This is a genomic window from Janthinobacterium sp. AD80, assembly GCF_002878455.1.
GTDB lineage: Bacteria > Pseudomonadota > Gammaproteobacteria > Burkholderiales > Burkholderiaceae_D > Janthinobacterium.
Genome location: NZ_NRDQ01000293.1, coordinates 1 through 1,249, shown reverse-complemented (window position 1 = coordinate 1,249; position 1,249 = coordinate 1). Strand labels below are relative to the sequence as shown.

The following is a 1,249-nucleotide window of genomic DNA, read 5'->3' as shown; positions in this document are numbered from 1 at the left end:
GTGGCCGAGCTGCCGCAGGCGGCCGTGGTGGCCGCCGCCGATATTCCCGGTGCGCAGCAGGGCGGTGAGGTGGCCGCCTACGTGAGCCGGCTGCAGCATGTGCTGCTGGGGCTGCTGTGCCGCGCGGCGCAGACGCGTCCTGGCAGCTACCGCCTGGCGCTGCAGCTGTATTTGAACCGCGCCGGTGTCGTGGACCGCGTGCAACTGCTCGATACGACCGGCTTGCCCGCGCGCGACAAGGCCATCGCCCAGTTGTTGCTGGGCATGCAGGTGGGCGCGGCGCCGTCGCCTGTCATGCCGCAACCCGTCTCCATCCTGCTGCTGCCGGAAGGGCCGGGCAGCGAAGTCGATTGCGCCCGCAAGGCAGCAGGCAGGACCACGCCATGAGCATGCCCGACCTGCGCGCCAAGCTGAAACGGCACCTGAGTGCGCGCTATGCAGTGCTGCGCTGGCGTTTGGAGCGCGTGGTCGGCTGCAAGCACAATGCGGCCGATGCGCTGCAGGAAACCTGGCTGCGCCTGGAAGCGATGGCGCAGCCGGCCACGGTGCACAATCCCGACGCCTACCTGCTGCGCATGGCGGCCAATATCGCCACCGATGCCTACCGCCGCGACCAGATCATCGTCACCGAGCGCGAAAGGGATGAGCTGATGCACCTCGGCGACGCCGAGGCCTTTGCCGACGACATCGCCGACCCCGCGCGCATCGTCTCGGCGCGGCTCGACGTGCAGGCGCTGGATGCGGCGCTGGCCAGCCTGTCGCCACGCCGCCGCGCCATCCTGACGGGCGCCAGGGTCGATGGCCTGCTCAACGAGGAAATCGCCGAGCGCTTCGGCATTTCCGTGGCGATGGTAAAGAAAGAATTGCAGGCCGCCATGCAACACTGTAAAACCTGCATGGTCAACGCCGATGCGGTTCAGCGCAGCGATGTGGCGGGCCGGCGTAAATATTGATGATGCACATGAACAGTTCCCAGCGCGACCCGCGCGACCCCGCAGACACTGCCGACAGCGACGCCGCCATCGGCCAGCAAGCCGACGCCTGGTGGGTGCGGCTGCGCTCGGCCGATTTCACGCGCGCCGATGCGGACGCCCTGCGCGCCTGGTGCGCGCGCAGCCCCGCGCACGCGCGCGCCTGGCGCGAACTTCAGCAAGTGTGGCAGGCGCTCGATCCCGCGCTGGCGCGATCAGGCCCTGCGCCGCAGCGGGCCGCTGTGCTGGCGTTTCCGTCCAGGGCGGGGCGCCGCGCC

Annotated in this window: 2 protein-coding genes and 1 pseudogene; all 3 read left to right on the top strand. The window is 69.8% G+C overall.

Annotated features, from left to right (window positions below; all coding sequences use genetic code 11):
• A pseudogene (locus JaAD80_RS31075) lies at positions 1–387 on the top strand (hypothetical protein); the annotation flags it as partial.
• Positions 384–953, top strand: coding sequence for an RNA polymerase sigma factor (locus tag JaAD80_RS28800; RefSeq protein ID WP_102299598.1), 570 nt, complete (start codon positions 384–386; stop codon positions 951–953). The pseudogene JaAD80_RS31075 and the gene JaAD80_RS28800, both read left to right, overlap by 4 nt.
• Positions 954–961: 8 nt before the next feature.
• On the top strand, positions 962–1,249 hold a 288-nt coding region (locus JaAD80_RS28795), incomplete at its 3' end, for a DUF4880 domain-containing protein (RefSeq protein ID WP_146012603.1).

What these genes read in the sequence shown, in the direction of transcription:
- JaAD80_RS28800 (WP_102299598.1), top strand. Translation starts at nt 384, where the DNA reads ATGAGCATGCCCGACCTGCGCGCCAAGCTGAAACGGCACCTGAGTGCG.